This is a genomic window from Actinoplanes sp. NPDC000266, from assembly GCF_042899005.1.
Classification (GTDB): domain Bacteria; phylum Actinomycetota; class Actinomycetes; order Mycobacteriales; family Micromonosporaceae; genus Actinoplanes.
Genome location: NZ_JBIAZI010000006.1, coordinates 577,778 through 603,065 on the forward strand (window position 1 = coordinate 577,778; position 25,288 = coordinate 603,065).

A 25,288-nucleotide genomic window follows, 5' to 3' on the forward strand; every position below is an offset into this window, starting at 1 on the left:
GTCACACCTCCTTGTTTTCCGAGGGAGCGGGGTCGCCGCCCACCGTGGCGGGCGCACGTTCGGCCACCGCGCGGCGGGCCCGTGGGCTGGGGGGAACCTGAAGGTCGATCGGTGGAACCGGGAAACTGCCCGGTGGTCGCGCGGCCAGCTGTTCCTCCAGGGAGAGCTGTCTTGGCTTGCGGGCGGCCGGCCACAGCATGGCGACCAGCAGGACCACCACGACGATGCCGACGATCGAAATCCACTTGGCCTGCTGCGACAGCTCGTTGTTGGCGACCTTGACGTACGCCAGGAAGAGGATCCACACCAGGTTGACCGGGATGAGAACCTTCCAGCCGAACCGCATGAACTGGTCGTAGCGCATGCGGGGCAGTGTGGCCCGCAGCCAGATGAAGCCGAAGAGCAGCAGCAGCACCTTGGCGAAGAACCAGATCAGGCCGAAGTAGCCCGCGTTGGCGCCTTCCCAGATCGTGGTGATCGGCCACGGCGCGCGCCAGCCACCGAGGAACAGCGTCGTGCAGAACGCCGAGACGGTGATCATGTTGATGTACTCGGCCAGGAAGAACAGCGCGAACTTGAACGACGAGTACTCGGTGTGGAAACCACCGACCAGCTCGGACTCGGCCTCGGGCAGGTCGAACGGCGCCCGGTTGGTCTCGCCCACGGCCGCGATGCAGTAGATGACGAAGCTCGGGAGCAGCAGGATGGCGTACCAACTGGGTGTCGTCGCCTCCCAGCCGAGGATGTTGACCGGGTTGCCCTCGGCCTGCGCCTTCACGATCTGCGAGGTGCTCATGGAGCCGGCCGTCATGAAGACCGCGACGATCGAAAGACCCATGGCGACCTCGTACGAGATCATCTGCGCACTCGAGCGCAGACCGCCCAGCAGCGGATAGGTCGAGCCGGACGCCCACCCGGCCAGCACGACGCCGTAGACGCTCATCGAGGAGCAGGCGAGCAGCACCAGGACCGAGACCGGCACGTCGGTGAGCTGGAGCGCGGTCGTCTGGCCGAACATGTTGACCACGCCGCCGAACGGGATGACCGAGAAGGCGGTGAACGCCGTGGTCGCCGAGATCACCGGGGCGATGAAGTAGACCACCTTGTCGGCGGTCTTCGGGATGATCTCCTCCTTGAACGGCAGCTTCACGCCGTCCGTGAGGCTCTGCAGCCAGCCCTTGGGACCGACCTGGTTGGGACCGGGGCGGACCGCCATCCGGGCCACGACCTTGCGCTCATAGTTGATCGTGAAGAGCGTCAACAGGAGCAGCAGGACGAAGACGCCGAACAGCTTGATCAGCGTGATCCACCAGATGTCGTCCTCGAACGTCTGGAGGCTGGGGTCGACGGCGTGGGCCGCCAGGAATGTCGACTTCATGCGTTCGCTCCCGCGGAGGCGAGGATCGGTCCGGGCCGGCCGGCCGAGAGCCGGACAACCGCGCCGGCGGTGACCCCGAGGCTGCGGCGCAGCGTCGAGCCCGGCGAGTTCGTGGGCAGCCACACGACCCGCGGCGGCAGATCGGTGATCGCGACCGGCAGGGTGATCGCCCCGCGGTCGGTGCCGACCGTGAGCGCGTCACCGTCGGCCACACCCAGCTCCTCGGCCAGGTCCTTGCCGATGCGGGCCAGCGGCGTCCGGGCCGTGCCGGCCAGCACCGCGTCGCCCTCGGTCATCGAGCCGAGGTCGATCAGGTGGTGCCAGGTGGCGAGAACGGCCTCGCCTTCGTTCGCCTGCGGAAGCGAATCCCCAGAGACCGAAGGCAACGCCGGGCGGGCCGCGCTGCTCGCCGGCATGGCGCCCAGCTCGCGCCGGATCGCCATGACGTCACCGGTTCCCAGGAAGATGCCTTTAGTCGTTTCCAGGGCGGTGGCGGGGTGGTTGGACGGGACGTCCATGAGAGCGGCGATCGCCTCCAGCACCCGGCCGTCGGTCATCGCCGTGCTGGTCGGCAGCACCGTCCCGAAGGACCGCAGCCGGCCCTCCCAGTCGAGATAGGTGCCCGACTTCTCGGCCGCCGGGGCCACCGGCAGCACTACGTCGGCGCGGCGGGTGACCGCGCTGTGCCGCAGCTCGAGACTGACCACGAAGCCGGCGTTGTCGAGCGCCTGCTCGGCCAGCCGCGGGTCGGCCAGGTCGCCCGGGTCGACGCCGGCGACCAGCAGGCCGCCGAGCCTTCCCTCGGCCGCTGCCGCGATGATGGCGTCGGTGTCGCGGCCGGCCGTGCTCGGCAGCGCCTCTGATTTCCAGGCGAGCGAGAGCTCGGCGCGGGCGGCCGGGTCGCTCACCGGGCGTCCGCCCGGCAGCAGGTTGGGCAGGCAGCCGGCGTCGATCGCGCCGCGGTCACCGGCCCGGCGGGGCACCCACGCGAGGCGGGCGCCGGTGCGCTGGGCCAGCGCCGCCGCGGCCGACAGGCCGCCGGGCACCGTGGCCAGCCGCTCGCCGACGATCAGCACCGCGCCGGGCTCCGAGAGCGCGGCGGCGATCGCCGGGTCCTCGGCCAGCAGGCGGGCCTCCTCGCCGGGCACCGCGGCGACCAGCGACGCCCCGAGCTTGGTGAAGCCCCGGGTCAGGAACGGCGCGACGGCCGTGACCTTCAGGCGCTTGCGGTTGAAGCCCTTGCGCAGGCGCAGGAAGAGGATCGGGCACTCCTCCTCCGGCTCCAGCCCGGCGATGACCACGGAGCCCGCGTTCTCGACGTCCTCATAGGTCACGTCGGCCAGCCCGGCCACCGACGAGGCCAGGAAGTCGGCCTCCTCGGCGCTGAGCGGGCGGGCCCGGAAGTCGATGTCGTTGGTGCCCAGGGCCAGACGGGCGAACTTGGCGTACGCGTACGCGTCCTCCACCGTGAGCCGCCCACCGGTGAGCACACCGACGCCGGCCGTCCGGGCCGCCGTCAGACCCTCGGCCGCCGCGAGCAGAGCCTCGCTCCAGGACGCCTCCCGCAGCTCACCGTTGGCGTCGCGGATCAGCGGCGTGGTGATGCGGTCGTTGGCCGTGGTGTAGCGGAAGCCCCAGCGGCCCTTGTCGCAGTTCCACTCCTCGTTCACCGCCGGGTCGTCGCCGGCCAGCCGCCGCAGCACCTTGCCGCGGCGGTGGTCGGCCCGCATGGAGCAGCCGGCCGCGCAGTGCTCGCACGCGGTCGGCGTGGAGACCAGGTCGAACGGGCGGGCCCGGAAGCGGTACTGCTCACCGGTGAGCGCGCCGACCGGGCAGATCTGGATCGTGTTGCCGGAGAAGTACGAGTTGAAGGCGACGTCGCCCTCGCCCTCGCCGACCTGGCCGTCACCGGTGCCGCGACCGCCGAAGAAGTCGTCCCGGTAGACGTTGATCTGCTCGCCCGACGAGCGGTCCATCAGGTCGATGAACTTGTCGCCGGCGATCTCCTCGGAGAACCGGGTGCAGCGCTGGCAGAGGATGCACCGCTCACGGTCGAGCAGCACCTGGCTGGAGATGTGGATCGGCTTCTCGTACTCGCGCTTGTGCTCGTGGAAGCGGGAGTCGGCCCGGCCGTTGGTCATCGCCTGGTTCTGCAGGGGGCACTCGCCGCCCTTGTCGCAGGTCGGGCAGTCGAGCGGGTGGTTGGCCAGCAGCAGCTCCATCACGCCGCCCTGCGCCTTGGCCGCGACCGGCGAGGTGAGCTGGGTCTTGACGACCATGCCCTCGGCGACCGTCTGGGTGCAGGAGGCGACCGGCTTGCGCTGGCCCTCGATGTCGACCAGGCACTGCCGGCAGGCGCCGGCCGGCGCGAGCAGCGGGTGGTCGCAGAACCGGGGAATCGCGATGCCCATCCGCTCGGCGACGCGGATGACGAGCTCGCCCTTCTCCGCGGTCACCTCGATCCCGTCGATCGTGAGCGTGACAGTGTCGGCCTTCTTGGCTACGTCCGTCATCAGTGAGCTCCAACCAGAGCCTTGGCGGACAGCCGCGGAGCGGTCCGGCCCTCGATGTAGTCCAGGTAGTCCTGGCGGAAGAACTTCAGCGTGGACATGACCGGAGTGGCCGCGCCGTCGCCCAGACCGCAGAACGACCGGCCGAAGATGTTGTCGGCGGTGTCCTGCAGGGTGTCGAGGTCCTTGTACGTGCCCTCACCGGAGAGGATCCGGCGATAGGTGCGGACCATCCAGTAGTTGCCCTCGCGGCACGGGGTGCACTTGCCGCACGACTCGTGGTGGTAGAACTCCAGCCACCGCCAGGTCGAGTAGACCGGGCAGTCCTGGTCGCTGAAGATCTGCATGGCCGTCGTGCCGAGGATGGAGCCGGCCGCGGCCACACCCTCGAAGTCCATCGCGGTGTCGATGTGCTCGGCCGTGAGCAGCGGCGTCGACGAGCCGCCGGGCGTCCAGAACTTCAGCTTGTGCCCCGGCTTCATCCCGCCCGCCAGCTCGATCAGCTCGCGCAGCGTGATGCCGAGGCCGCACTCGTACTGTCCCGGGTTGGCGATCCGGCCCGAGAGCGAGTAGATCATCGGACCGGCCGACTTCTCCGTGCCCATGCTCTTCCACCAGTCGGCGCCGCCGAGCACGATGTACGGCACGCTCGCGATGGTGCCGACGTTGTTGACCACCGTCGGGCTCGCGTACAGGCCGGCGATGGCCGGGAACGGCGGCCGCAGCCGCGGCTGGCCGCGGAAACCCTCGAGCGAGTCCAGCAGGGCAGTCTCTTCACCGCAGATGTACGCCCCGGCGCCGCTGTGCACGACCAATTCGAGGTCGAACCCGGAGCCGAGGATGTTCGTGCCCAGATATCCGGCCGCGCGCGCCTCTTCCACCGCGTTGCGCAGCCGCCGGGCGGCGTGCACCGCCTCGCCGCGGATGTAGATGAACGCCCGGTTGGCCCGGATCGCGTACGCCGCGATGATCGCACCCTCGATCAGTGAGTGCGGGTCGTACGTCATCAGCGGCAGGTCCTTGCAGGTGCCTGGCTCGCCCTCGTCCGCGTTGATCACGAGGTAGTGCGGCTTGCCGTCGCCCTGCGGGATGAAGCCCCACTTGAGGCCGGTCGGGAAGCCCGCGCCGCCGCGGCCGCGCAGGCCCGAGTCCTTGATGAGCTGGATCAGGTCGTCGGGGTGGACGTCGAGCGCCTTGCGGACCGCCCGATATCCGTCCAGCTGCTCGTAGACGCCGATCTGCCACGCGTTCGGCGAGAGCCAGCGCTTGGTGAGGACCGGGGTCAGCTTTTCGAGAAGCTCACGCCGTGGCTGGGTCATTTCGCCTCCTCGCTGCCGCGGGCGGTGTCGCCGGCGGGCTTGCCGTCACCGGCGGGCTGGTTGGCGGCGGCGCCGGCCGCCTCCGCCGGGTTGCTCGGCGCCGGCGGCGTGGCCTTGGCGTCGCCCGTCTTGTCGGGGGTGCTCGCGTCGGGGTTGCGCTGCTGGGCCGTACGGACCTCGGGGTCCTTGGCGTCGCCCGCCTTGACCGGCTCGCCGGCCTTGTCACCGGCGACCTTCGCGGCGGCGGCCTTGACCGCGCCCGCCGCCTTGTCGACGACCGTGGCGACCTTGCCCTTGCTCTCTTCACGCGGGGAGGGCTTGGTCTTAGTGATGGGGGTGTCCGGGTTGAAGTTCGGCACCGCGATGCCGTGCTCCTGGGCCAGGTTCACGCCGCGCAGCGTCGGCGCACCGGCCCGGCCGTCGCCGACCGCGCCGTCGCGGGGGTCGGCGAAACCGGCCAGCTGGACCTGCATCTCCTTGAGGGAGCAGATCCGAGCGCCACGGGCCGGGGTGTACGACTCGCCGCCGCGCAGCTTCTCGACCAGGCCGACCGCCGCCTCCGGGGTGGCCTCGTCGAGGGCGAAGTCGTAGTTGACCGTCACCACCGGCGCGTAGTCGCAGGCGGCCAGGCACTCGGCGTGCTCCAGCGTGATGCGGCCGTCGCCGGTGGTCTCGTCGTGCCCGACACCTAGGTGCTCGGACAGCTGGTCGTAGACCTCCTGACCGCCGAGCGTGTTGCACAGCGTGTTGGTGCAGACGCTCACGAGGTATTCGCCGGTGGGGCGTCGCTTGTACATCGTGTAGAACGTCGCGACCGCGCCGACCTGGGCCTTGTTGATGCCCAGGATCTCGGCGCAGAACGCCACGCCGTTGGGGCTGACGTGGCCCTCGACCGTCTGCACCAGGTGCAGCAGCGGCAGGAGAGCCGACCGTTCGCGACCGGCGGGGTAGCGAGCGATGATCTCAGTTGCCTGGCCGAGCAGCTGCTCGGCCAGTGGAGCGGCGGCGGGGGAGAATTCCACCTTTGTTGCTGTCATTACCGGTCACACCCACCCATCACGGGGTCCAATGACGCACCGCCGGCAATCACGTCGGCCAGCAGCGCACCCTCGGCCATCGCGGGGATGGCCTGGAGGTTCACGAAGCTCGGGTCGCGCATGTGCACCCGGTAGGGATGGGTGCCACCGTCGGAGACGGCGTGCACGCCGAGTTCTCCGCGCGGGTGTTCGATGGCGACGTAGACCTGGCCCGCCGGCACCCGGAAGCCCTCGGTCACGAGCTTGAAATGGTGGATAAGGGACTCCATCGACTGGCCCATGATCTTGGCCACATGCTCGAGCGAGTTGCCCATGCCGTCCAGCCCGACGGCCAATTGCGCAGGCCAGGCTATCTTTTTGTCGGCGATGAAGATCGGCCCCGGCCGGAGACGGTCGAGGGCCTGCTCTATGATCTTGAGAGACTCTCGGATCTCGGCGAGACGAACCTGGTACCGCCCCCAGACGTCGGCGGTCGTCGCGGTCGGTACGTCGAACTCATAATTTTCATAGCCGCAGTAGGGCATCGTCTTCCGCAGGTCCCAAGCCAGTCCCGCGGAACGCAGCACGGGCCCGGTGATGCTGAGCGCGAGGCAACCGGTCACGTCGAGCACGGCGACGCCCTGGGTGCGCTCCTGCCAGATCACCTGGCCGGAGAGCATCGCCTCGTACTCCTTGAGCTTCTTGGGCAGGTAGACCAGAAAGTCGCGGATCTTCTTGATCGCCGACTCGGGCACGTCCTGCGCCACTCCGCCCGGACGGAAGTAGGCGTGGTTCATCCGCAGGCCGGAGGTCTCCTCGAAGATGTCGAGGATGTACTCACGCTCGCGGAAGCCGTAGAGCATCATCGAGATGGCGCCCAGCTCCATGCCGGTGGTGGCCAGCCAGACCAGGTGCGACGAGATCCGGTTCAGCTCCATGAAGAGCACCCGGATGGTGTTCGCCCGCTCGGTGATCTGGTCGGTGATGCCGAGCAGCTTCTCGACGGCGAGGCAGTAACCGGCCTCGTTGAACAGCGGCGCGAGATAGTCGGCCCGGGTGACGAAGGTGGTGCCCTGCGTCCAGTTGCGATATTCGAGGTTCTTCTCGATGCCCGTGTGGAGGTAACCGACCACCGGCCGTACCTCCTGAACGGTCTCACCCTCGAGTTCGAGCACGAGCCGCAGAACGCCGTGCGTCGACGGGTGCTGCGGACCCATGTTGACGACGATCTTCTCGTTGCTCAGCGGATCGACGCTGCCGGTGACGGTGTCCCAGTCGCCGCCGGTGACGGTGAAGACGCGACCCTCGGTGGTCTCGCGCTCGGTTGCGTATCCGGACTGTGTCATTGGTAGACCCTCCGCTGGTCAGGAGGCGGAATCTCGGCGCCCTTGTACTCGACGGGCACGCCGCCGAGCGGATAGTCCTTGCGCTGGGGGTGACCCTCCCAGTCGTCCGGCATGAGCACCCGCGTCAGGTTGGGGTGACCCGCGAAGACCACGCCGAACATGTCGTACGTCTCCCGTTCCTGCCAGTCGGCGGTCGGGTAGACGCTGGTGACGCTGGGAACGCTCACCCCGTCGGGCACGGCGACCTCGAGCCGCACGCGGCGCCGATAGGTCATCGACGCCAGGTGGTAGACGACGTGCAGCCGGCGGGCGTCGCTGCTCAGGTAGTCCACCCCGGACACCGACGAGCACAGCTCGAAGCGCAGCGACTCGTCGTCGCGCATGATCTGCGCGACCTCGGCGATGCGCTCGGCCTTGATGTGCAGGGTCAGCTCGCCCCGGTCGACCACGACCCGCTCGATCGCGTCGGCGAACCCGGGGTACGCCTCCTCGAGCGCGTCGGTGACCTCGTCGAAGTAACCGCCGTACGGCTTCGGGCTGCCCACCACCTCGGGCTGCCGGCGGACCAGGCCACCGAAGCCGGAGACGTCACCGGTGCCGGTGATGCCGAACATGCCCTTCTGCGGGCTGGCCGGCGACTGGGCCGGAGCGTCGATGTCGGCGCCGGCCGGCTCGTGGCCGTCCTGTGGTGCGATGCTCATTTGCCCTCCCGCAGATGCGGCTGGAGCTTCATCCAGTTCTCGATGCGCAGCTGTTCCTCGCGGCCTTCCTTGACCGCCTGCGTCCACTCGGCCCGGCGGACCTTGTCCACGCGGTACGACGACGGCATCGCGCCCGGCGCGACGATCGGCACCTTGCCCTCGGCCTGGCGCTGCTCGAGCATCTTGCGGCCGTTGGGGCCGAGCGGCTGGGCCATGACCTTCTCGCGCATCTTGAGGATGGCGTCGATCAGCATCTCGGGCCGCGGCGGGCAGCCGGGCAGATAGACGTCGACCGGGACGATGTGGTCCACGCCCTGCACGATCGCGTAGTTGTTGAACATGCCGCCGGACGAGGCGCACACGCCCATCGAGATCACCGAGCGCGGCTCGGGCATCTGGTCGTAGATCTGCCGGACGACGGGCGCCATCTTCTGGCTCACCCGGCCCGCCACGATCATCAGGTCGGCCTGCCGCGGCGAGGCCCGGAAGACCTCCATGCCCCAGCGACCGAGGTCGTAGTGCGGACCGCCGGCGGCCATCATCTCGATGGCGCAGCAGGCCAGTCCGAAGGTGGCACCCCAGAACGAGGACTTGCGGGCCCAGTTCGACAACTTCTCGACGGAGGTCAGCAGGATGCCGGCCGGTAGTTTCTCTTCGATTCCCATGGCTGTGTCTCCTGTTAAGACCTTGTGCCGCGGATCAGTCCCAGTTGAGGCCGCCACGCCGCCACACGTAGGTGTAGGCGATGAAGACCGTGACGATGAAGAGGACCATCTCGACGAAGCCGAACAGGCCGAGCGCGTTGAAGGACACGGCCCACGGATAGAGGAAGATGGTCTCGATGTCGAAGATGATGAAGAGCATCGCGGTCAGGTAGAACTTCACCGGGAACCGGCCGCCGCCGACGGGTTGCGGCGCGGGCTCGATGCCACATTCGTACGCGTCGAGCTTGGCGCGGTTGTAGCGATGTGGACCGACGATCGGCGCGATCGACACGGAGAACAACGCGAAGAGCGCGCCGAGGATGAGTAACCCGACGATCGGGACGTATGGGTTGACCGACATCTCAGGACTCCTGCTTCGACTATGAGCCGTATAACACTATTCGTCCGATTTGTTCTTGGTCTAGCGGGGGTGCGGGTCAGACGGCGGGAGCCACCTTCGTCAGGCCGTTGATGACCCGGTCCATCGCGTCACCGCCGCGCGGGTCGGTGAGGTTGGCCAGCAGTTTCAGAACGAACCGCATCAACGTCGGATGCGGCATGCCGTGCTTCGTCGCGATCCGCATGATCTGCGGGTTGCCGATGAGCTTCACGAACACTCCGCCGAGTCGGTAGTAGCCGCCGAACCGCAGACTAAGCTCCGACGGGTACGCCCGCAGCGCACGCTCGCGGTCGGCGCCCTCGGGCCGGGCCAGCGCCTGCACGGCGACCTCGGCCGCGAGCTCGCCCGACTCCATGGCGTAGGCGATGCCCTCGCCGTTCATCGGGTTGACCATGCCGCCGGAGTCGCCGACCAGCATGAGGCCCCGCGTGTAGTGCGGCACCCGGTTGAAGCCCATCGGCAGGGCGGCGCCGAGGATCGGCCCGTCGGCGTTCGCCTCGTCGCGGAAACCCCAGTCGGCCGGGGTCCCGGCCAGCCAGTCGGTGAGCATCGAGCGGTAGTTGGTCTTGCCGAAGGCGCTGGACGAATTGAGGATGCCGAGGCCCACATTCACCCGGCCGTCGCCCATGCCGAAGATCCAGCCGTAGCCGGGCAGCAGGCGGGAGGAGTCCTCGGAGCTGCGCAGCTCCAGCCAGGACTCGAGGTAGTCGTCGTCGGCGCGCACGGGCGAGGTGTAGTAGCGCCGGACCGCCACGCCGAGCGGCCGGTCGTCGCGCTTGGTCAGGCCCATGGCGAGCGGCAGCTTGCCCGAGACGCCGTCGGCCGCGATCACCAGGGGCGCCCGGAACTGCACGGGCTCCTTACCGGGGCCGACCTTGGCCTCGACGCCGATGGCGTGGCCGTCGTCGTCCAGCACCGGGCCGGTCACGTTCACCGACGTACGCAGGATGGCTCCGGCCTCGACCGCGCGCTTGGCCAGCATGTCGTCGAAGTCGAGCCGGGTGCGCACGAGGCCGTAGTTGGGGAAGCTGGCCAGGTCGGGCCAGTCGAGCTCGAGCCGGACGCCGCCGCCGATCACCCGCAGGCCGCGGTTGTGCAGCCAGCCGGCCTTCTCGGAGGTGTCGACACCCATGCGGACCAGCTGTCGCACGGCGCGCGGGGTCAGGCCGTCACCGCACACTTTTTCGCGCGGGAACTCGGTTTTCTCGAGAAGCAGAACGCGCAAGCCATGACGCGCCATGTGATAAGCGGCTGCGGACCCGCCCGGGCCTGCCCCGACGACGATCACATCCGCTTCGTCGGCGATCGGACCGGATAGTACCTCGTTGCGCACACCACACCTCCGTCTCGCAGCGGCTCGTGAAACAGTTCACAAGCGCGCCCAGTCGGAGTCTAAGACGGCCATCGAAGCTCGTTCGGGTAAGGGAACCCTAACTGTTTCGCGCCGGTGAATTAACGGACGGGGCATCCGCGATGATCTCCGATTCGCCGTCGGAGTCGAGGAACTGACGGAAGGTGCCGCCGGTCGCCTTCTCCAGCGCGGAGATCAACTGCTCGACGAGATCTTGTGCCAGCTCAGGATCTTGAGCGGCCACCATCCGGATGCGGGCGGCCAGCTCCATGCCACGACGCTCGCCGGCGTCACGGTCGTCGATCGCGATGTCGATGTCGGTGTCCTCGAGGTGCCCGAAAGTGGTCATTCTCCGAGGAAAACAGGAACTCGCCGTAGATGGGCGGAAACGTGCGACTTGTCCCCTTTAGAGACGAGTGGCCCGGTGCAGCGCGACAACGCCGCCAGTCAGGTTGCGCCAGCCGACCCGGTCCCACGATCCCGACTCCGCGATGCGGCCGGCCAGTGCCTGCTGGTCCGGCCAGGCGCGAATGGATTCGGCGAGATAGACGTACGCGTCGGGGTTGCTCGACACGCTTCGCGCGACCGCCGGCAGCGAGCGCATGAGGTACTGCAGATAGACGGTGCGGAAAGGCCCGTTGGTGGGGTGGCTGAACTCGCACACCACCAAGCGGCCACCGGGACGGGTGACCCGGCCGAGCTCACGCAGCGCAGCGCCGGTGTCGACCACGTTCCGTAGCGCGAAGGAGATGGTGACCGCGTCGAAGGTGCCGTCCGGGAAGGGCAGCCGCAGCGCGTCACCGGCGACCAACGGCACGACCGGCCGGGCCTGGCGCCCCACCCGCAGCATGCCGACCGAGAGATCGGCGCCGACCGCGAACGCGCCCGACCGGCCCAGCTCCTCGGTCGAGACCCCGGTGCCGGCGCCCACGTCGAGCACCCGCTCCCCCGGCCGCAGCCCCAGCGCGGCCCGGGTGGCCCGCCGCCAGCCACGATCCTGACCGAACGAGAGCACGGTGTTCGTCAGGTCGTACCGCTTGGCCACGCCGTCGAACATCTCGGCGACCTCATGCGGCTGCTTGTCCAGGTCTGCGCGCGTCACGGCTCCAAGCTACCTGCACACACAGATCGGGCGGGATGGTCACCCATCCCGCCCGGTTCCTTGTGCGTTATATATACGACCGCCATCGGTCGGGTCCGCAAACCCATACCGGGAAGGCTCACCCGGTAGAAGTTCAAGAAGTTCTCAGGTCTTACGAGGGCAACGTAACCAGCGCGGAAAGCTCGGAACAGAGGTTCACGTCGCTCGTTACGAAGTGGCAATCCGCCCTCCCCGGTTCGCCGAGGGGCACCTGACCGAACGGTCATCGGCGACCCCCCGAACAGGGCGTTCCGGGTCTCAGCCTGTGACTTTCTTTACCGTTACGAGACCCTTTACGAGACCCCGACCACCGGGAGCTGCTTGCGGCCCGCGCCGGCGCCGCCGCCGGGCATCGCGATCGAGGAGAAGTGCGACACGACGCGCTCGTCGGTCGGGTCGTCCTCGGGCGTGTGGTGCACGGCCAGGTGCTTGTAGAGGGTGTCGCGCTGGGCCGGGATGCGGTCGGCCGTGCGGATCATCCAGATCAGCTCGTGCAGGTTGGAGCGGTGCCGGGCGCCGGCCGAGGAGATGACGTTCTCCTCCAGCATGATCGAGCCCAGGTCGTCGACGCCGAGGTGCAGCGAGAGCTGGCCCACGTCCTTGCCCGTGGTCAGCCACGAGGCCTGCAGGTGGGACACGTTGTCGAAGAACAGCCGCGACATCGCCAGGAACCGCAGGTATTCCATCGTGGTGGCCTGGGTGCGGCCCTTCAGGTGGTTGTTCTCCGGCTGGTAGGTCCACGGGATGAAGGCCCGGAAGCCCCCGATGGCCTGCCCGGTCTCGACGGCATCGTCGCGGTAGCCGTTGGCCACGGCCAGATCCTGCACGTCACGGATCATCCGGATGTGCTCGATGCGCTCCTCGTGCGTCTCGCCGGTGCCCATCATCATGGTCGCGGTCGACGAGAGGCCGTTGCGGTGCGCGACCGCCATCACCTCGAGCCAGCGGGCGCCGCTCTCCTTGAGCGGGGCGATGGCCTTGCGCGGCCGGTCGGGCAGCATCTCGGCGCCCGCGCCGGCGATCGAGTCGAGGCCGGCCGCCTTGATCCGCAGGACGGCATCCTCGATCGAGACGCCGGAGACCTTGGCCATGTGCAGGATTTCGCTGGGGCCGATCGAGTGGATCGCCAATTGGGGGTACGCCTGCTTGACCGACGAGAAGAGGTTCTCGTAGTACTCCACGCCGTAGTCGGGGTGGTGGCCGCCCTGGAGCATCACCTGGGTGGCGCCGAGGTCGACCGCCTCACCGCACCGGTTGAGGATCTCCTCCATCGGGTGCGACCAGCCCTCCTTGTGCTTGGGCGCACGGAAGAAGGCACAGAACTTGCAGGCGGTGACGCACACGTTCGTGTAGTTGATGTTGCGGTCGATCAGGTACGTGACGATGCCCTCCGGGTGACGGCGGCGGCGCACCGCGTCGGCGGCCTCGCCCAGCGCGTGGAACGGAGCGTCGGTGTAGAGCAGCAACGCCTCCTCGGGCGTGATCCGCCCGCCGTCGGCCGCGCGCTGCAGAATGCTGTCGATCTCCCGGTTCGCCGTCACGTACCGAAGAGTACGTCCGCCGGGGGTGAACCGTCAGCGGCCTACCTCTCAGATGGGTCGTTACTCTCGATGGCGGTCTGTCGGTGGGGGTGGCTGTGCTCGTAGTACACGGTGGTTGGGCAGGCGGGCAGTTGATGCTCTGGGCCGAGGACCCGACCCGCCCCCTGACCACGACCTCCCGGGCGACAGAGCGCCCACACCCGTTCGCGGCCCCAACAGCGGAAATATCGCATTTGTCCACAGAAAGCGCGGGCGGCTCGGACCGCGAGGCCGGCGCAGAACGCGAGGCCGGCGTGAGGCCCGAAGGCGGCGCGGGCGGCGTGAGGCGCGAAGGCGGCGCGGGCGGCGCGGGCGGCGCGGGGCGCGAGGCGAAGGGCGGTGCGGGGCGCGAGGGCGGCGGGGCGACGGCCGTGCTGTTTCTGCCCAGTACCGCGCGGGGGCCGGTGCCGTCGCCCGAGACCGGGGTCGAGGCGGGCGGGCGCGGGCTCAAGCTCTCCCCATGGCGGGTGCCGGTGCTCATCGTTCCCGGCTCCGAGGCGATGGCGGTGCTGGGCGAGCTGGCCGAGCCCGGGGACGACTGGCTGGCCGGCTCCGACCTGCGCTATCTCTGTGTACTGGCCGGCTACGCCTGCGACCTGGCCCGGCGTGGCCGGATGCTGCCGCAGCTGGTCACCGAGAACGGCGTGGCCACCGCCCGCTGGCGGCCGGTGCTCACCGGCGGCGACGCCGCCACCTATCGCGACTTCGCCGCGGGGATGCCACCGTCGGTGCGGGCGGCCGGCGACGGCGCGGCGATCACGCTGCGCGACGCGCTCGATCACCTCGTCGACTCGGGCGCACGCTCCGTGATGCCCGAGCGGATCCTGTACGGCCACCGGGCCGGGCCCAAGGCGCCGCTGCCCGACCGCTGGATCGCCGCGCTCACCGCCGACGACCCCACCCTGCCCGGCGCCCGCCCGGCCGAGGAACGTGAGCTTCGCGAAGCGCTCGACGCCTGGTTGCGGGCCGCCCACGAGGCTAACGGCCCGGTGCGGGTCAGCTTCCGGCTGTTCGAGCCCGAGCCCGACACCGACGAGTGGGGCCTCGAGTTCGCCCTCCAGTCGGCCGAGGATCCCAGCCTCTACCTTCCGGCCGAGGAGGTCTGGGCCGGCGGCCGCTTCCCCGGCATGCCCGCCCGGCCCGACGAGACCCTGCTGGCCGGGCTCGGCCGGGCCGTCCGGCTCTTCCCGCAGCTCCACGTGGCCCTGCGCGACCAGGAGCCGGGCTGGATGGCGATCGACACCGCCGAGGCTCACGAGTTCCTGCGGAGCGCGGCGCCGCTGCTCCAGGCGGCCGGCTTCGGCGTTCAGCTGCCGGCATGGGCCGGGCGTAAGGCGGTCGGCCTGAAGCTGACCACCCGCTCCCGCAAACCGAAGGGCACCTCGACCCGGGCCGCCGCCGACTCCGGCTTCGGCCTTCAGGAGCTGGTCGACTTCCGCCTCGATCTGGTGATCGGCGACGGCGTGGTCACCGCCGAGGAGCTGGCCGAGTTGGCCCGGCTCAAGGTGCCGCTGGTCCGGGTGCGCGGGCAGTGGGTGGAGCTGGACGACCGGCAGCTGCGGGCCGCCCTCAAGGCCGTCACCAAACGGCGCGAGGGCGAGCTGACCGCGGGCGAGGTGCTCCAGCAGGTCGTGGACGGCGGCGAGGAGGACCTGCCGCTGGTCGAGATCGACGCCGACGGCATGCTCGGCGACCTGCTCTCGGGCCAGGCGGCCGACCGGATGGAGCCGGTGCCCACCCCGGCCTCCTTCCAGGGCGCCCTGCGCCCCTACCAGGAGCGCGGCCTCTCCTGGCTGCACTTCCTCACCCGGCTCGGGCTGGGCGGCATCCTCGCCGACGACATGGGCCTCGGTAAGACCGCACAAACCCTCTCCCTACTACTGGCCGAGCGCGCCGCCGATAAAGCAATAAAACCGACGCTTCTGATTTGTCCAATGTCTCTGGTGAGCAACTGGCAAAAGGAAGCCGCCCGATTTGCACCATCCCTGCGCGTATACGTCCATCACGGCGGCACACGTGTCCGCGGCGACGACTTCACCGCCACTGTGGACAATTCGGACCTGGTCCTCACCACGTACGGTACGGCGACGCGTGATCTGGAGACGTTGAAGAAGGCCGACTGGGGCCGCGTGGTCTGCGACGAGGCCCAGGCGATCAAGAACAGCGGCACCAGGCAGTCCCAGGCCGTCCGCGCCGTGCCCGCCCGCACGCGCCTCGCCCTCACCGGCACGCCGGTCGAGAACCACCTGGCCGAACTGTGGTCCATCATGGACTTCTGCAACCCGGGCATCCTCGGCCCGGCCAAACGGTTCCGCCGCCGCTTCCAGGAGCCGATCGAGATCCACCAGGACGAGCTGGCGGCCGAGGCCCTCAAGCGCGCCACCGGCCCGTTCGTGCTCCGCCGCCTCAAGACCGACAAGACGATCATCTCGGACCTGCCCGAGAAGAACGAGATGAAGGTCTGGTGCACGCTCACCGCCGAGCAGGCCACGCTCTACCAAGCCGTGGTCGAGGACATGCTCTCCGAGATCGAGGGCAGCGAGGGCATCCAGCGCCGCGGCAACGTGCTGGCCGCCATGACCAAGCTCAAGCAGGTCTGCAACCACCCGGCCCACCTGCTCAAGGACGGTTCGCGGCTGCCCGCGCGGTCGGGCAAGCTGGCCCGGCTCGAGGAACTCGCCGAGGAGATCATCGAGGACGGCGACAAGGCCTTGATCTTCACGCAGTACGCCGAGTGGGGGTCCCTGCTGCAGCCCTATCTGGCCGCCCATCTCGACCGGCCGGTGCTGTGGCTCCACGGTGGACTGCCGAAGGCCAAGCGTGACGATCTGGTCGAGCGCTTCCAGAACGACGACGAGCCGATGCTCTTCCTGCTGTCCCTCAAAGCGGCCGGCACCGGCCTGAACCTGACCGCCGCCAACCATGTCGTCCACTTTGACCGGTGGTGGAATCCGGCCGTCGAGAACCAGGCGACCGACCGCGCGTTCCGCATCGGACAGTCGCGCAACGTGCAGGTCCGCAAGTTCATCTGCACCGGCACCCTGGAGGAGAAGATCGACGCGATGATCGAGCGGAAGAAGGCGCTGGCCTCCTCGGTCGTCGGCACCGGCGAGGACTGGATCACCGATCTCAGCACCGATCAGCTGCGCGAGCTGTTCGCGCTCGACCCCGCGGCGGTGAGGTGATGCCGACCGATCCGAAGGGGCGCTTCTTCGAGGGCGGCCGTCCGATCGAAGTGGACGGTGGCATCGCCGTGCGGGCCAAGCGCGGCAAGATCGGCGAGCAGTGGTGGTCACGCCGCTTCGTCGACGTGCTCGAGCAGGTCTGCGACGGCGGGCGCCTCGCGCGCGGGCGCGCCTACGCCCGCAAGGGCCAGGTCATGGACTTCGCCCTGTCCGCCGGGCGGGTCACCGCCCGCGTGCAGGGGTCGCGGCCACAGCCGTACGAGGTCAATGTCGAGATCTCCGCCTTTGACGAAGCACAGTGGACCGTTCTGACGGAGGCGCTGGGCGCACAGGCGCTCTATCGCGCGGCTCTGCTCGCGGGCGAGATGCCGCACGAGATCGTGGAGCTGTTCGCCGCCCACGACGCGCCGCTCTTCCCCGATCGGCTCGACATCCGGTGCAACTGTCCTGATTGGGGAGTGCCCTGCAAGCACGGCTCGGCCGCGCTCTATGTGCTGGCCGAGGCGTTCGACGACGACCCGTTCCTGGTGCTGGCGTGGCGCGGGCGCGCCCGTGAGGATCTGCTGGACGCGCTGCGCGGCACCCCCGAGCCGGCGCCCGCCGTCGACCCGCTCGCCGTCGACGAGTCCCCATTGGACGCCCGGCTCGGCGACTTCTACACGCCCGCGATCAGTCTGGGACGGCTGCGCGAGCGGCCGGCGCGGGTCACGGCGCCGCCCGAGCTGCTGTTGCGGGCGTTGGACGCACCTCCGGTCAAGGTGCGTCACATCCCCCTGGTCGATCTGCTGCGACCGGCGTACCGCGACCTATGAGTTGAGAATGCCGTCCAGCGCCGCGACATCGTCGGCGGAGAGCTCCCACGCGCCGGCCGCGGCGTTGGCCTGAACCTGCTCGGCGCTGGTCGCGCCGGCGATCACGCTGGCCACGGCCGGACGGGAGGCGAGGCCGGCGATCGCGACGTCGAGCAGGCTGTGGCCACGCTCGGCGCCGTACGACGACAGCGCCTCGATCTTGTCCCAGTCGGCGGCGTCGAGGAAGCGCTGGTAGCGGTCCTGCGAGAGGCGGGTGCCGGCCGCCGGCTTCTCACCGCGCCGGTATTTGCCGGAGAGCAGGCCCGAGTCGAGCGGGAAGAACGGCAGCAGGCCGAGTCCGTAGTGCTCGCAGGCGGGGACGACCTCGGACTCGACGTCGCGCTGGAGCAGGCTGTAACGGTTCTGCGCGCTGATGAACGGGGTGAGCCCGGCCGCCCGGGCGGTCCAGTCGGCGTCGGCGATCTGATATCCGGCGAAGTTGGAGTTGCCCAGATAGCGCACCTTGCCCGAGCGGACCAGGTCGTCGAGGGCGGAGAGGGTCTCCTCGATCGGGGTCCGAGGGTCGGGCTCGTGGATCTGGTAGAGGTCGATGTAGTCGGTCTCGAGCCGGCGCAGCGAGGCCTCGACCGCGCGCACGATGTAGCGGCGGGAGCCGCGGGCGCCGAAGTCGTTGCCGTTGAGTCCCTCCATGTTCATGCCGAACTTGGTGGCCAGCACCACCTCGTCCCGGCGGCCCTTGAGCGCGGCGCCGAGACACTCCTCGGAGGCGCCGTGCGGGGTGCCGTAGATGTCGGCGGTGTCGAACAGCGTGATGCCGGTGTCGAAGGCGGCATCGACGACCTCGCGGGTGCCGTCGGCGTCCAGCTTGCGGCCGAAGTTGTTGCAGCCGATGCCGACGACGGAGACGACCAGGCCCGAGGTGCCCAGCCGGCGGTAGCTCATCTCACTCATGAGCACGACCCTATGCCCGTTCGTACCGTCGTTTGCCCGTGACGGGGTTATATCGCCGTCGATCTATTGACACGGGTTGTTAACAAATCCGACGCTCGGGTGAGAGCGCTCTCCCCCATTTTTTGGAGGTTCCCCCGTGCGCAAGTTCCTGGGTCTCCTGGCCGCCGCGGTCCTGGCCGCGCCCTTAGTGTCTCCACCGGCGGCGTCGGCCGTCGGCCCCGCGGTCCTGCCGGTCACCGTCACCAACAACACCGGCCGCGGCGACGCCGTCTACCTCTACGTGATCGGCGTGCAGCTCTCCTCCGGCCGCCTCGGCTATGTGAACCAGGCCGGCACCTTCACAGCGTGGAGTGGCGGGGCGCTGCCGCCCGTGGCCGCGCCGGACGTGGCCATCTCCGGCGCCGGCAACGGCGGCAGCTCGACCATCAACTTCCCGCGCGGCTTCTCCGGACGGGTCTACTTCTCGCTCGGCGCCAAGCTGAAGTTCTTCCTCACGCCCGACGGGCTCGTGCAGCCGGCCCCCTGGGCGGGTGGCGACGCCAACCGGGACATCCTGTTCGACTGGAGCGAATTCACTTACAACGACGCCGGGCTGTGGCTCAACAGCTCGCAGGTGGACATGTTCGCCGTGCCGCACGCCGTCACGGTCACCGGCGCCTCCGGAGCCACGAAACGGACGGGCGATCTCGTGGCGAACGGCCGCGACACCGTCATCAACACCATTCGCGGCACCTCGGGGTGGGCCAACACGGTCTACACGCGCTCCGACGGAACCGTGCTGCGGGTGCTCGCGCCCGGAAAGGCGGCCGGAGCGGGCCTGCTGAGCGCCAACTACCTCGACTCGTACATCGCCTCGGCCTGGAACGCGTACGCCTCCAAGACGCTGACCGTCGTGCCGTTCGGCGACCAGCCCAACACGCGGTACTTCGGGCGCACCTCGGGCAACACGATGGTCTTCACGAACTCGTCGGGCGCGCAGGTGGCGTCGTTCAACCGGCCCTCGTCGGCCAGCGTCTGGGGCTGCGACGGCGATCTGCCGGCGCCGAACGACCAGGTCGTGGGCCCGATCTCGCGGACGCTGTGCGCGGCCCTGAACCGGGGCACGCTCGGCACCATCGACACGCAGCCGAGCACGAACGCGGCCGACTTCTACCGCAACAACCCGACCAACGTGTACGCCAAGGTGATCCACGCGAACATGACCGACGGCAAGGCCTACGCGTTCGCCTTCGACGACGTCGGCGCCTTCGAGTCGCTGGTGCACGACGGCGATCCGCGCTCGGCCGGGCTCATCCTGACGCCGTTCAGCGGTGGCGGCACCACTCCCCCGCCTTCGGGCAGCGGCGTTCCGCTGATCAGCGCTCTGAACAACAAGTGCATCGACGTGCCGAGCTCGAACTTCGTCGACAGCGCGCCCTTGCAGATGTGGGGTTGCAACAACACGAACGCCCAGAAGTGGACGTTCACCGGCGGCACCCTGAAGAGCCAGAACAACAAGTGCATGGATGTGGCGGCCGCGGGCACGGCCAACGGCACACCCATCCAGCTGTACGCCTGCAACGGCACCGGAGCGCAGCAGTTCGTCCTCTCCGCCGCCGGCGACCTGGTCAACCCCCAGGCCAACCGGTGCGTCGACATCAAGGAGGTCAACCCCGCCGACGGCGCCCGGCTCCACCTCTGGGATTGCGTCGGCGCGGCCAATCAGAAGTGGCGGACGTCCTAGGGACGCCAGAGGCCGAGCTGACGGGACAGCGCCACCAGCTCTCCGGTGCTGTCCCAGAGGTAGGCGTCCTCCTCGACGAGGCCCGGCGCGATGTGCCGGGCCTCGATCCGCGCCTGGACCCAGCCCGGCGCCGGCTGCTTGCGGACGTGCACGGTGAGCTCGAGGGTCGGCGCGGTCACCGGCCCGACGAGCTCGCCCAGCGCCGGCGGGAAGGCGTCGACGAAGAACGGCAGCGCGGCCAGGTCGGGCTCGCGGCCGTCGGCGAAGCGGATCCAGCCGTCGATGCGCGCCTCGCCCGGGCCCTCACCGCCCACCCACCGCGAGACGGGCAGCACCCGATAGTCGAAACGCTCGGCGATGGTCGCGCCGATCGCCTCCGCCAGCTCGGAATGGGTCGACCGGCACTCATCCGGGGGCGCGATCACCGGCGCCGGGATCGGGTGCTCGACCGGAGCGTCCTGCAGGGCCGGGTCGGCGTACGTGGCCACGACCCGCACCCGCTCCTTGCCGTCCTGGTTCAGGGCCACCGCGACCGTGCTGGTCAGACGGCCCCGCTTGACCAGCTCGACGGCGAGGTCGGCCGGGCCGTCCTGGCCCGGCCGCACGTAGTGGGCGGTCGCCGTGATGAGCCGCTGCCCGGGCACGACCTGCCCGGCCGCGGCCAGCGCCACGGCGAACAGGTAGCCCCCGTTGGGCACGCCGCTCGCGATCGACCAGTCGTCGGTCAGCGTCGCCGACCACCGTTCGTCGTCGCCGCTCACCGCGGTGTCAGCGTCGAACTGGTAGCCCATGCGATCCCCCTCGAAAACGACCTTGATCGGGGACCTTAGCCAACGAACACGAAGACCGCCCCGGCATGTGACCAGGACGGTCTTCGATCGCGTACGGAGTTCTCAGATCGTGGTGATGACGCGCCGGCGCCGGAAGACGTATGCCGCCACGCCGCCCGCGATCAGCAGGAGGGCGCCGCCCAGCGCGACCCAGCCCGCCGGGGCGCCGGTGACCGGAAGGCCCGGCTCGTCCTCGTCGTCGCCGCCGCCCTGGCCGCCGCCGGTGAGCTTCAGCGTGAGGGCCGCCTTGTTGTTCTTGGCGTTGCCGTCCTGCGGGCCGCCGTCGACCGTGACCGAGCCGGCCGTGACCTTCTCCTCGGTGATGGTGCCGGTGAAGGTGAACAGGGATTCCCCGCCCTTGCCGAGGCCGTCACCGGGCAGGCAGGTGTAGACCCGGCCGTTGATGTTGCTGTCCTTGTCGATGCCCTCGAAGTCGGCCGGCACCCCGCGACCGGGGAAGCAGGCCTCGTCGACCTCGGTCAGCTTCAGGCCGGTCGGCACGGTGACCTGCACGGTCTGGTACCAGTCGAGCGTCGAGGGCACGACGCTGGTCGGGCCGAGGTTGCGAAGGCCCACCTTGACGGTGGCCTCGTCGCCGATCGCACCGGAGAAGGCGCCGCCGATCGCCGCGCTGTCGGCGGCCGACTTGCCGACCTCGACGCCGAAGTAGGCGACGTTGTCGTCCTCGTTGAGGTCGTCGGGCACCTGGCTGTCGTCGGGGATCTCGACGGCCGCCTTGCGCTGCGCCTCGAGCTTGAGCACCGGCCCGGTCCTGGCGGCGAGCGCGTCGGCGACCGACTCCTTGACGCCGACGGCCGAGACGGCCGCGCCGTAGGTGTACGGGCCGCCGGCGTCCGCCCGCAGCTTGATCTTCACCGGGGTGGCCGCGGGCACGGTGAAGGTCGTGTCCGGGGCGAACTCCTGCTGGAAGAAGCAGAGGACGCCGGGGATCTTCTCGCCCTCGACCTCGGTGAGGCAGTTGCGGTACTTGGTGAGCGTTTCCAGGCCGTCCTCGGCGACCACGGCCACGCCGATCGAGTCGACGGTCTCGCTGCCGGTGTTGCGCACGACGATCGGCACGTCGGTGGACTGGCCGCGGTTGAGCTTCAGGTCGTCGATCGGGTCGACCTCGAGGTCGACGCCGCCGGTCGAGCGCACCACGGTGACGTCGCTGCTGAAACCGTCGACGGTGGCGGTGAAGCGCGAGACGAGCTTGTCACCGGTCGGCTTGAGCGTGATGGCGAGGTTGGCCCGCTTGCCGGCCTTCAGGTCGATCTTGCAGCTGGTGGCGTCGCAGTCGGCCGGAAGCGTCAGGCCGAGGCTCGGGTCGACGCCGCTGAACGACATGACGACGCCCTTGGCGTCGGCCGTGCCCGCGTTGAAGAGCTCCGCCTTGATCGTCTTCGTCTTTCCCTGGATCACCGACACCTGCTCGGGCAGGTAGAAGTCCACGAACGGCACGTCGTCGGACGGCGCGGCCTGGGCCGGCGCGGCGAGCCCGCCGAGGGCGGCGGCGGCGAGAGCGGCCGGGACGGCCAGAGAGCGGAGGCGCATTGATCACCGGTTCCTGGGAGTCAGCTGTGCTTCCTATGAGCCAACTGAGAGTCCCGGGAGCGTAGAGCCTCCGCTTTCGAAGATCAAACTTCGGCGAATACCGGGCCTTCGGCCGGAAGCGGTGGCACTTCACCCCGAGCGGCCGCACGACGGGCGAACTCGCGCATTCCGGCGATCTGGCGCTCCCCGAGCGAGAAGTCGAGCACCCGGAAATACGTCGCCAGGGTCTCCGCGTCGAACGGCTCCCACCGGGCGGCCGCGGCGGCCACCTCGTCGAGCTCGCCGAGGCACAGGTCGCGGGAGCGCTGGAACGCCTCGTGCACATCCTTGACCACGCCCGGGTTGGCCGCGGCGAAGTCTTTGCGGACCGCCCAGACCGCGAACACCATGGGCAGGCCGGTCCACTTCTTCCAGGCCTCGCCGAGGTCGGTCACCTCGAGGCCGAGCCGCGGCCCCTCGTACATCGCCCGCAGCGCCGGGTCACCGATCAGCACGCCGGCGTCGGCCTCGATGAGCATCTGGGTGAGCTCGGGCGGGCAGCGGAAATATTCGGGCTCGGCGCCGTATTGCTCGGCCAGCAACATCTGCGCCAGCAGCACACCCGTGCGTGACGTCGAACCGAGCGCCACCGGCCGCCCGTCGAGCTCGGCCAGCGGCCGGGTGGAGATCAGGTTGACCGAGAGCACCGGCCCGTCGCTGCCAACCGCGAGGTTGGGCAGCAGCACCAGCTCGTCGGCGTGACGCAGATATTCGACCAGGGTGATCGGGCCAATGTCGAGATCACCGGCGACCAGGCTGGCGCTGAGCCGCTCCGGCGTGTCCTTGCGCAGATCGACGTCGAGCAGGGCGCCCGACCGCATCAGGCCCCAGTAGATGGGCAGGCAGTTGAGGAACTGGATGTGCCCGACCCGGGGCCGACCGGCGCTGTCGCTCATGCCCCGACGCTATCTCTCACCAAGTGGGAACCGCCCGCGGCCGGTCGTGATGGTGGTTCATGTCGCACGACCGCCAGGGCCGCCAGCGCGGCGAGCAGCCCGGCCACACCGGCCGAGGCGACCAGCACCCGCAGATCGACCAGGCCGACCAGCGGACCGGCCACGAGCAGGCCGATCATGCCGGCGCCCTGAATCGGGGCGTTCATCGCGGCAAAGGCCCGGCCCCGGGCGGCCGACGGCGCGCGGCTCGCGACGAACACCATCGTGAAGACGTTCACCGCCCCGTTGAAGACACCGCCGACGATCCAGAACGGGATGAGCCAGAGCGCCCCGCCCACGAAGGCCGCTCCGATGAAGGGCACGCAGGTCGCGGCGGCCACGGTCAGCATGGCCACCGGCGTGATCCGGCCGGGCGGGAAGCGGCTGAACAGCACCGAGCCGCCGAGCATGCCGACCGTCCAGGAGGCGGCGACGAAGCCGTAGACGGTGGCGGAGGCCCCGAGCGTCTCGCGGACGAAGAAGACGTCGAAGACATTGATCGCGCTGACCCCGAGCACGACCGCCGCGAGCAGGCCCACCACCATGGCCAGGATCCGGTCGTCGCGCAGGCGCCACGGCGTCAACGGCGCCGCGGACCGCACTCCCCCGCCCCGCCGCCGGGTGCGGATGGCGAGGGCGGCCACGACAAGCGCGAGATAGGTGGCCGCGTCGATCAACAGGGGCACGCGGGAGCCGGTCGACCCGACCAGGACGCCGGCCAGGGCCGGCCCGATCAGCACGCCGATCTGGCCCGCGGTCTGGCTGATGCCGCTCGCCTTGGCCAGGTCTTCGCGCCGGACCATCTCGGGCAGCAGGGCCGACAGCACCGGCGCGGTGAAGGCGAGGCCACAGGCGAGCAGCGCCACGAGCGCGACGATCAGCACCGGATGGGTCACGAAGGCCAGGACCGCGCACACGACGGCCTGGGCGGCCGCGGTGACGGCCAGGATCACCCGGCTGTCGGCGGCGTCGGCCAGGCGGCCGCTGAGCGGGGCGAGCAGCACCGGGGGCACGCCGGCGGCCAGCATCAGCGCGGAGACCGCCACGCCGCCGTGGCCCGCCTCCTGCAACACGAGGGCGAGGGTGGTGGCGGCGAGGAAGTCTCCACAGACCGACAAAGCCCGCGAGCCGACGACCAGATAGACGTCGGACCACCGCGAGGTTTGAGATGTGAAAGACATACTTCGAAAATAGTCCTTCACACTTCTTGATCGCTACCCCTCGGCCTCCGTGGGAAAAGCGAAGTAGTTGAAGTGCACGCGCCGGGCCTCGGCGGGCGGGTCCTGGCGATCACGGACCCGATAGGGCTCCACGAGGGCGTTGATCCGGGCCGTGAGCTCCTTCAGCTCATCGGCCGTGACCATCATCTCCAGGCTGGTCATCCCGCCCGCGTCGCGCCAGGGCTCCGGCTCGTCCGGCTGCCGCTCCACCCACTCGCGGGCCCGCCGCACGTCGCGCTCGAGAAAGGCGTCGACCAGCGCCAGGGCGGCCGAGATCGCGGCCGGGTCGGCCCCCTCGGTCTCGATGCGCAGCCCGGTGCTGGTGCTGCGCCACACCCGCTCGCGGCCGTCGCCGCGGCTCGGCGCCTGCTCGATCAGCTTGTATTTGGCCAGCTCACGCAGGTGATAGCTGGTGGCGCTGGGCGAGAGGCCGACCAGCTCGGCGCATTCGGTCGCGGTGATCGCGGCGCCGGTGTTGTTCAGATGTTCCATGATCTCGATGCGGGCCGGATGGGCCAGCGCCCTCATGACCTGGGGTTCGGAGATCCGCCTGCTCTGCCCGTCCGTCATGGCCACCATTATTCGGTGGAGTG

At 69.6% G+C, this 25,288-nt stretch carries 21 protein-coding genes; 3 read left to right on the plus strand and 18 right to left on the minus strand.

All coding sequences use genetic code 11. The annotated features are described in order from the left end of the window. Position 1 precedes the first annotated feature (1 nt). The 12 genes from nuoH to mqnC form a co-directional block, all read right to left on the minus strand. Positions 2-1,378: an NADH-quinone oxidoreductase subunit NuoH gene (nuoH, locus tag ACFY36_RS26960; RefSeq protein ID WP_499748698.1), complete on the minus strand. Its 1,377-nt coding sequence runs from the start codon at positions 1,376-1,378 to the stop codon at positions 2-4. Then, entirely contained in the window at positions 1,375-3,891 is a 2,517-nt protein-coding gene (locus ACFY36_RS26965; RefSeq protein WP_499748699.1) for an NADH-quinone oxidoreductase subunit G, read from the minus strand. The genes nuoH and ACFY36_RS26965 overlap by 4 nt, the downstream gene beginning before the upstream one ends. Beyond that, a complete protein-coding gene (nuoF, locus tag ACFY36_RS26970) occupies positions 3,891-5,207 on the minus strand; it encodes an NADH-quinone oxidoreductase subunit NuoF (protein ID WP_499748700.1) in 1,317 nt (438 codons plus the stop codon). Before nuoF ends, ACFY36_RS26965 begins: the two co-directional genes overlap by 1 nt. Continuing rightward, on the minus strand, positions 5,204-6,244 hold the full coding sequence (gene nuoE, locus ACFY36_RS26975) for an NADH-quinone oxidoreductase subunit NuoE (RefSeq protein ID WP_499748701.1): 1,041 nt from the start codon (positions 6,242-6,244) through the stop codon (positions 5,204-5,206). Before nuoE ends, nuoF begins: the two co-directional genes overlap by 4 nt. Next, positions 6,244-7,569, minus strand: coding sequence for an NADH-quinone oxidoreductase subunit D (locus ACFY36_RS26980; protein ID WP_499748702.1), 1,326 nt, complete (start codon positions 7,567-7,569; stop codon positions 6,244-6,246). Before ACFY36_RS26980 ends, nuoE begins: the two co-directional genes overlap by 1 nt. Then, positions 7,566-8,270, minus strand: a complete 705-nt coding sequence (locus ACFY36_RS26985; RefSeq protein ID WP_499748703.1) for an NADH-quinone oxidoreductase subunit C — start codon at positions 8,268-8,270, stop codon at positions 7,566-7,568. Before ACFY36_RS26985 ends, ACFY36_RS26980 begins: the two co-directional genes overlap by 4 nt. Further along, positions 8,267-8,935, minus strand: coding sequence for a NuoB/complex I 20 kDa subunit family protein (locus ACFY36_RS26990; protein WP_499748704.1), 669 nt, complete (start codon positions 8,933-8,935; stop codon positions 8,267-8,269). Before ACFY36_RS26990 ends, ACFY36_RS26985 begins: the two co-directional genes overlap by 4 nt. 34 nt (positions 8,936-8,969) lie before the next feature. Continuing rightward, on the minus strand, positions 8,970-9,335 hold the full coding sequence (locus ACFY36_RS26995) for an NADH-quinone oxidoreductase subunit A (RefSeq protein WP_097327860.1): 366 nt from the start codon (positions 9,333-9,335) through the stop codon (positions 8,970-8,972). Between the two features lie 76 nt (positions 9,336-9,411). Further along, on the minus strand, positions 9,412-10,707 hold the full coding sequence (locus ACFY36_RS27000) for a geranylgeranyl reductase family protein (protein WP_499748705.1): 1,296 nt from the start codon (positions 10,705-10,707) through the stop codon (positions 9,412-9,414). 97 nt (positions 10,708-10,804) lie between these two features. Beyond that, positions 10,805-11,074: a hypothetical protein gene (locus tag ACFY36_RS27005; RefSeq protein ID WP_499748706.1), complete on the minus strand. Its 270-nt coding sequence runs from the start codon at positions 11,072-11,074 to the stop codon at positions 10,805-10,807. Positions 11,075-11,131: 57 nt separating this feature from the next. After that, entirely contained in the window at positions 11,132-11,827 is a 696-nt protein-coding gene (locus tag ACFY36_RS27010; protein ID WP_499748707.1) for a demethylmenaquinone methyltransferase, read from the minus strand. Between the two features lie 332 nt (positions 11,828-12,159). Beyond that, positions 12,160-13,407 carry a cyclic dehypoxanthinyl futalosine synthase gene (gene mqnC / locus ACFY36_RS27015; protein ID WP_499748708.1) on the minus strand — a complete coding sequence of 416 codons (1,248 nt, stop codon included), beginning with the start codon at positions 13,405-13,407 and terminating at the stop codon, positions 12,160-12,162. 320 nt (positions 13,408-13,727) lie between these two features. On the opposite strand from mqnC, the gene ACFY36_RS27020 reads away from it, so the two are divergent. Beyond that, a complete protein-coding gene (locus ACFY36_RS27020; protein WP_499748709.1) occupies positions 13,728-16,631 on the plus strand; it encodes a DEAD/DEAH box helicase in 2,904 nt (967 codons plus the stop codon). Continuing rightward, on the plus strand, positions 16,631-17,443 hold the full coding sequence (locus ACFY36_RS27025) for an SWIM zinc finger family protein (protein ID WP_499748710.1): 813 nt from the start codon (positions 16,631-16,633) through the stop codon (positions 17,441-17,443). Before ACFY36_RS27020 ends, ACFY36_RS27025 begins: the two co-directional genes overlap by 1 nt. On the opposite strand, the gene ACFY36_RS27030 is transcribed toward ACFY36_RS27025, so the two are convergent. Next, positions 17,438-18,394 (minus strand): aldo/keto reductase, encoded by a 957-nt coding sequence (locus tag ACFY36_RS27030; protein ID WP_499748711.1) that lies wholly within the window; start codon positions 18,392-18,394, stop codon positions 17,438-17,440. The genes ACFY36_RS27025 and ACFY36_RS27030 overlap by 6 nt on opposite strands. Positions 18,395-18,530: 136 nt before the next feature. On the opposite strand from ACFY36_RS27030, the gene ACFY36_RS27035 reads away from it, so the two are divergent. Then, positions 18,531-20,117 carry a beta-1,3-glucanase family protein gene (locus tag ACFY36_RS27035; protein ID WP_499748712.1) on the plus strand — a complete coding sequence of 529 codons (1,587 nt, stop codon included), beginning with the start codon at positions 18,531-18,533 and terminating at the stop codon, positions 20,115-20,117. Here the strand turns inward: ACFY36_RS27035 and ACFY36_RS27040 are convergent. From ACFY36_RS27040 to ACFY36_RS27060, 5 genes are all read right to left on the minus strand, one after another. Further along, a complete protein-coding gene (locus tag ACFY36_RS27040; RefSeq protein WP_499748713.1) occupies positions 20,114-20,908 on the minus strand; it encodes a thioesterase family protein in 795 nt (264 codons plus the stop codon). The two genes, ACFY36_RS27035 and ACFY36_RS27040, sit on opposite strands and share 4 nt — an antisense overlap. A gap of 102 nt (positions 20,909-21,010) precedes the next feature. Beyond that, positions 21,011-22,501: an LPXTG cell wall anchor domain-containing protein gene (locus ACFY36_RS27045; protein ID WP_499748714.1), complete on the minus strand. Its 1,491-nt coding sequence runs from the start codon at positions 22,499-22,501 to the stop codon at positions 21,011-21,013. Between the two features lie 83 nt (positions 22,502-22,584). Then, the gene (locus tag ACFY36_RS27050; RefSeq protein ID WP_499748715.1) at positions 22,585-23,436 is read right to left on the minus strand and encodes a menaquinone biosynthetic enzyme MqnA/MqnD family protein; all 852 of its coding nucleotides are present in this window, start codon (positions 23,434-23,436) and stop codon (positions 22,585-22,587) included. Then, the gene (locus ACFY36_RS27055; RefSeq protein ID WP_499748716.1) at positions 23,433-24,656 is read right to left on the minus strand and encodes an MFS transporter; all 1,224 of its coding nucleotides are present in this window, start codon (positions 24,654-24,656) and stop codon (positions 23,433-23,435) included. The genes ACFY36_RS27050 and ACFY36_RS27055 overlap by 4 nt, the downstream gene beginning before the upstream one ends. A 33-nt stretch (positions 24,657-24,689) precedes the next feature. Next, complete coding sequence (locus ACFY36_RS27060; RefSeq protein WP_499748717.1) at positions 24,690-25,265, minus strand: ArsR/SmtB family transcription factor; 576 nt, start codon at positions 25,263-25,265, stop codon at positions 24,690-24,692. Positions 25,266-25,288 lie beyond the last annotated feature (23 nt).

What these genes read in the sequence shown, in the direction of transcription:
- ACFY36_RS27005 (WP_499748706.1), bottom strand. Translation starts at nt 11,074, where the DNA reads ATGACCACTTTCGGGCACCTCGAGGACACCGACATCGACATCGCGATC.
- nuoH (WP_499748698.1), bottom strand. Translation starts at nt 1,378, where the DNA reads ATGAAGTCGACATTCCTGGCGGCCCACGCCGTCGACCCCAGCCTCCAG.
- nuoF (WP_499748700.1), bottom strand. Translation starts at nt 5,207, where the DNA reads ATGACCCAGCCACGGCGTGAGCTTCTCGAAAAGCTGACCCCGGTCCTC.
- ACFY36_RS27025 (WP_499748710.1), top strand. Translation starts at nt 16,631, where the DNA reads ATGCCGACCGATCCGAAGGGGCGCTTCTTCGAGGGCGGCCGTCCGATC.
- ACFY36_RS27060 (WP_499748717.1), bottom strand. Translation starts at nt 25,265, where the DNA reads ATGACGGACGGGCAGAGCAGGCGGATCTCCGAACCCCAGGTCATGAGG.
- ACFY36_RS27040 (WP_499748713.1), bottom strand. Translation starts at nt 20,908, where the DNA reads ATGGGCTACCAGTTCGACGCTGACACCGCGGTGAGCGGCGACGACGAA.
- ACFY36_RS27030 (WP_499748711.1), bottom strand. Translation starts at nt 18,394, where the DNA reads ATGAGTGAGATGAGCTACCGCCGGCTGGGCACCTCGGGCCTGGTCGTC.
- ACFY36_RS26980 (WP_499748702.1), bottom strand. Translation starts at nt 7,569, where the DNA reads ATGACACAGTCCGGATACGCAACCGAGCGCGAGACCACCGAGGGTCGC.
- ACFY36_RS27055 (WP_499748716.1), bottom strand. Translation starts at nt 24,656, where the DNA reads ATGTCTTTCACATCTCAAACCTCGCGGTGGTCCGACGTCTATCTGGTC.
- ACFY36_RS26985 (WP_499748703.1), bottom strand. Translation starts at nt 8,270, where the DNA reads ATGAGCATCGCACCACAGGACGGCCACGAGCCGGCCGGCGCCGACATC.
- ACFY36_RS26990 (WP_499748704.1), bottom strand. Translation starts at nt 8,935, where the DNA reads ATGGGAATCGAAGAGAAACTACCGGCCGGCATCCTGCTGACCTCCGTC.
- nuoE (WP_499748701.1), bottom strand. Translation starts at nt 6,244, where the DNA reads ATGACAGCAACAAAGGTGGAATTCTCCCCCGCCGCCGCTCCACTGGCC.
- ACFY36_RS27050 (WP_499748715.1), bottom strand. Translation starts at nt 23,436, where the DNA reads ATGAGCGACAGCGCCGGTCGGCCCCGGGTCGGGCACATCCAGTTCCTC.
- ACFY36_RS27045 (WP_499748714.1), bottom strand. Translation starts at nt 22,501, where the DNA reads ATGCGCCTCCGCTCTCTGGCCGTCCCGGCCGCTCTCGCCGCCGCCGCC.
- ACFY36_RS26965 (WP_499748699.1), bottom strand. Translation starts at nt 3,891, where the DNA reads ATGACGGACGTAGCCAAGAAGGCCGACACTGTCACGCTCACGATCGAC.
- ACFY36_RS26995 (WP_097327860.1), bottom strand. Translation starts at nt 9,335, where the DNA reads ATGTCGGTCAACCCATACGTCCCGATCGTCGGGTTACTCATCCTCGGC.